Here is a 3,907-nt window from a genome sequence, read left to right as displayed (position 1 = left end):
GCCAAAGGCATAGCAAATACCGTCTTAAATGCAGATACGCTTATTTATAACGGCTTTATGAAAAGCGAACTAGATACGGTATTAGGTGACTATGAGAGTGTAACTGCTAGGGATCTTGAATTTATAGCTGGGCTTACTGGTCCTAGTGCTATTACAAACAAAGCTGGAAAAGCAGCTTGGGATAGGTTTGGCAAAAAGCCTAGTGAGGTAACTAGTGATGTTACTAAAATAGATAATCCGGCTTCTAACACAAATATAAAACACAATGGAAAAAGTGGTAATGATGGGGTTGGGAAAAATGGTATACAAAAATTAAACAATAAAGATAATACAATGATTGCAACCTCAAAAGGAGTCGTTGTATCATCTAACACATTGGCTAAACAAGGAAGTTCAAATTTGGTTGGAGATTTTACAAAACTAGAGGGAGCAACAGTGGATGAAATTATTTCAAGAGTTCCAAAAGATTGGAAAATGTTGGCACAAAAAAATGGAAATGGTATAAGATTTATTGACGAGGCTGGTATTGAAAGAATTAGAATTCACGGACCTGATCCAAAAGCCCCAATTGGAACAAATTCAAATTCTGGTTGGATATTAAGAATACAAGATAAAAATAAAAATTACTTAGATAATTTTGGAAATATTGGTGGCTATAAGGCTAATGAAACGCACATACCAATTTATGGAAATCCTATTTTGGAGAAATAAAATGCTAGTAGAAAAGGGATATTTTTTATTAAATTTATGCAGAATAGCTTCTTTATGGCATCAAGATAAGTATTTGGTTAATCCATCTACAGATAAATATGAAACAGTAGAAGACTTGGTGCAAGATATATATAACGCTTGCGAATATGCGTTATATCCTAGAAATAAAATATATTTTTCAAAGCGAGAGTTAGAAATCATAAGCCACTTCAAATCATTTATGGATAAAAATTTTGGCATAGATTTTTGGAATGAAATAGAAAAAATAGATAATAAAACTTTAGTTTATTCAAACAAAACTTGGATAAAAGCAAGAGAATTTGCCGGTGCAATCATAAAAAGATTTGGTTTTAGTATAGAAAATTTTAATTATGAAAACTTTTAACCACTTTTGCAAGAAATTTTTGAAGATGAACTAAATTTTAGAGAAAAAGATAAGAGATATTGTTTTGCGTTCAGAAATTATGTAGTTGAGTTTGCTGGTTTTATAGATTTTAAAATTTATAAAAGCGAATTTAGAAAAATCTTTAACGACTATCAAGATCCAAGTATCAAAGCTACCGGAGTAGATACACAAGTAGATGGTTACGTGGTTTGTCCGCATTGCTACAACGCAGAGCAGTTAAGTGCAGAACTAGGTGTCATAAAGTGCAAAAAATGTCAGCAAGAATATAACAACCCACTTACTAAAATTTGTCCAAGTGGGATAGAAGTGTTAGATGAATAGCTAGTAATAATTGTTATAGTTGCATACTTCAGCAGAAAACCTGAAATTTGGGGTAAAACAACTGGTAGTATGGATACTTGGAATTTGCAAGGCATGAAGCATTTGAAAGATATTTTAAATTCTAATATTGAATTTAAGAAAGTTACAAATAGTAAAGGTATAACATTTTTGGAAAAAAGATTACCAGATGGCCGTGGTGTTAGACTAGAATTAAATGTAAATTTTAAAGGTTTTATAGATTGATGGAAATATTAGAATTGTTATTAGATAAAGTAAAATTAGAAAATTGCTTAAATTTAACAAAAGTATTGATAGAAAATTCTGAGGAAGTATTAAATGTAAATTCCACTATTTATCCTAATTTATCAAGAGAAAATTATAAAAATTTTAGATTTGATGAAACACAAAATGGGTATATATATTTTCAATTCAAAAATTCACAAATTTTTGAATTGAAATTTGAATTTTTTGAACTATATATTCTAATATATAATAATGAAAACGAACTAACATTATCTTTTGATTTTAATGAAGTAAATAAAATTCCCTTACAAAATTTTATTGATTTTTGCAAGAAAATGGCAAATGCATTAAATACAAAGTTTTATTATTGCGGTTTAGAGCCTGCTCAGGATACTAGCACACAGTTTTTTACATACAATGGTGTAGGAAAAATAAACTGGTAAACAAAATAACAAAATCGAATTTACGGAAATCTTAATGCTGTTAAGGGAAATCAAAATGAGAAAAATAAGGGAATTATTGGCAAAGTCTTTGTTTAGACTTGCTTCAACAGATTATCAAATACATTATATTGATAATTCTACTATTTATGAGTATGTGGCGCCAGAAGACTTAATTGAAGAGGTTGCAAATTTTTGTAGAGAAGCACAATTAGATTGTTTCAAAAATAATTTTTCAGAACGAGAATTAGAATTTGCAAATATATTACGAAATAAAATACTCAACCTGCCAAATGGTGATATATACGGAACAACTATATGGGCTGGATTAAAAATAGATGCAGAAAAATTTTTAAATATTTTGGGTTATCAAATAAAAGATTTTGATTATAGTACAATAGATAATATAGACCGCAATGAGCTTGGTAAATAAAATAACAAAATCGAATTTACGGAAATCTTAATGCTATTACGGGAAAATAAAAATGTATCAACTAAAAAAATATTATTAGAAAGGCTATTTGAATTAGCTTCTACTGAGTATCAAAAAAAATATATAGACAATGCTACTACTGATAAATATACTTGTGGCGATGAATTAGTAAATGAGATAATTAATCCATTAGAACTTATACAAAGGCCAGAAAATAAGTACTTATTTGATAATAATGAGCTCCTAGCTATAAAAGAATATAAAAATAAACTTGATACTATTTGTAAAAATAATAATACGGATACAGATTTATATGAAATGTCAGAAGTTTGGAATAAGATAATTATAAGTTCTGTAAATTTACTAAATTTATTAGGCTATTCTCTTAATGACTTTGATGAAGATGCGAACTTGATAGCCGAACATAAAGTTTAGTAATATAGTATTGGTAAAAATTAATAAATTTATAAATCCTTTCTTGCATTTACTATTTTTTAAGCTAGTGCTAAATAAAACTAGATGACGGCAAATTTGAAGCGATGACAAGCGTTGATAGGCTAAATTTATACTTAAAGTGGTGGAAAATAATAGAAAATACGGCTGTAGAAATTATTGGGGATAGTCAAAAATGAGAGAGCTTTATAAGATTTATTTAAAGGACAATGCGCAATTGGGGCAAATGCCAAAAACAATTCACTACTCTGGTAACACTCTTTTGCCAAAGCCATTTGCACTAAGTATTGTCAAGTATAGTGACAATGAAGGATATTATTTGCTTTATCTTGACAAATTTGGAGAAGAGCAGGCAGATACGTATCATGAGACTTTAGAAGATGCTTTTGGGCAAGCAGAATTTGAATTTGGCGTAAAAAAAGATGAGTGGTTTTTGGTAAAAAATCAATAATCTTGCAGGATAGTTCAAAAAAGAGTTTGGAGTGAATAAAAAGTTAAAAATAGTTTTACAAACAGATTTCGCATGTGATAGCGTATTTTGGATATATGATGAATTTGGTGAAAACATAAATGGCGGAACATGGGTAGAGCAGGAAGATGAAATATCTTGGGACAGCAAACTTCCAGACGAACTGTTATCTTGCCCAGATATAAAAAGGCTCTCGATGGAGATTATGAAAGAATACAATAGTCTTTTTATAAACAATGAAAAGAATTTAGCTATAAGGGCTTTGCTAGTCCCGAATCCGAAGCAAAATACATGCAAAAAAATCAACGAACTTAGAAAAATTGTATATAAAAAATGTGGCGATAAATACGAAATAGTAGATGATTTGCGTTAAAATAAGCTTTTAAATTATTATTAATAAGCCCCAACTCCCAGCCTCATATAGCTTAGAG

7 protein-coding genes and 1 pseudogene are annotated in these 3,907 nt (G+C 29.4%); all 8 read left to right on the top strand.

What is annotated here, in order from left to right:
- The 8 genes and pseudogenes from A3835_08900 to A3835_08865 all read left to right on the top strand — a co-directional run bounded on the left by A3835_08900 (window position 1) and on the right by A3835_08865 (window position 3,849).
- Window positions 1-711 (top strand): annotated as a pseudogene (locus A3835_08900) (hypothetical protein).
- Window positions 686-1,096 carry a hypothetical protein gene (locus tag A3835_08895; protein ORI09897.1) on the top strand — a complete coding sequence of 137 codons (411 nt, stop codon included), beginning with the start codon at window positions 686-688 and terminating at the stop codon, window positions 1,094-1,096. The pseudogene A3835_08900 and the gene A3835_08895 overlap by 26 nt, the downstream one beginning before the upstream one ends.
- A 6-nt stretch (window positions 1,097-1,102) precedes the next feature.
- Window positions 1,103-1,438: a hypothetical protein gene (locus A3835_08890; GenBank protein ID ORI09896.1), complete on the top strand. Its 336-nt coding sequence runs from the start codon at window positions 1,103-1,105 to the stop codon at window positions 1,436-1,438.
- A gap of 242 nt (window positions 1,439-1,680) precedes the next feature.
- A complete protein-coding gene (locus A3835_08885; protein ORI09895.1) occupies window positions 1,681-2,124 on the top strand; it encodes a hypothetical protein in 444 nt (147 codons plus the stop codon).
- A gap of 34 nt (window positions 2,125-2,158) precedes the next feature.
- Complete coding sequence (locus A3835_08880; GenBank protein ID ORI09894.1) at window positions 2,159-2,554, top strand: hypothetical protein; 396 nt, start codon at window positions 2,159-2,161, stop codon at window positions 2,552-2,554.
- Window positions 2,555-2,584: 30 nt separating this feature from the next.
- The gene (locus tag A3835_08875; GenBank protein ORI09893.1) at window positions 2,585-2,989 is read left to right on the top strand and encodes a hypothetical protein; all 405 of its coding nucleotides are present in this window, start codon (window positions 2,585-2,587) and stop codon (window positions 2,987-2,989) included.
- Between the two features lie 193 nt (window positions 2,990-3,182).
- On the top strand, window positions 3,183-3,458 hold the full coding sequence (locus A3835_08870) for a hypothetical protein (GenBank protein ID ORI09892.1): 276 nt from the start codon (window positions 3,183-3,185) through the stop codon (window positions 3,456-3,458).
- A 31-nt stretch (window positions 3,459-3,489) separates the two neighbouring features.
- On the top strand, window positions 3,490-3,849 hold the full coding sequence (locus A3835_08865; protein ORI09891.1) for a hypothetical protein: 360 nt from the start codon (window positions 3,490-3,492) through the stop codon (window positions 3,847-3,849).
- The last annotated feature ends 58 nt before the right edge of the window (window positions 3,850-3,907 follow it).

The organism is Campylobacter concisus (assembly GCA_002092835.1).
Taxonomy (GTDB): domain Bacteria; phylum Campylobacterota; class Campylobacteria; order Campylobacterales; family Campylobacteraceae; genus Campylobacter_A; species Campylobacter_A concisus_K.
This window is presented reverse-complemented; position numbering and strand designations above follow the sequence as displayed.

Coding starts and splice junctions, on each gene's coding strand:
- A3835_08895 (ORI09897.1), top strand. CDS start 686: ATGGAAATCCTATTTTGGAGAAATAAAATGCTAGTAGAAAAGGGATAT.
- A3835_08885 (ORI09895.1), top strand. CDS start 1,681: ATGGAAATATTAGAATTGTTATTAGATAAAGTAAAATTAGAAAATTGC.
- A3835_08880 (ORI09894.1), top strand. CDS start 2,159: ATGCTGTTAAGGGAAATCAAAATGAGAAAAATAAGGGAATTATTGGCA.
- A3835_08875 (ORI09893.1), top strand. CDS start 2,585: ATGCTATTACGGGAAAATAAAAATGTATCAACTAAAAAAATATTATTA.
- A3835_08870 (ORI09892.1), top strand. CDS start 3,183: ATGAGAGAGCTTTATAAGATTTATTTAAAGGACAATGCGCAATTGGGG.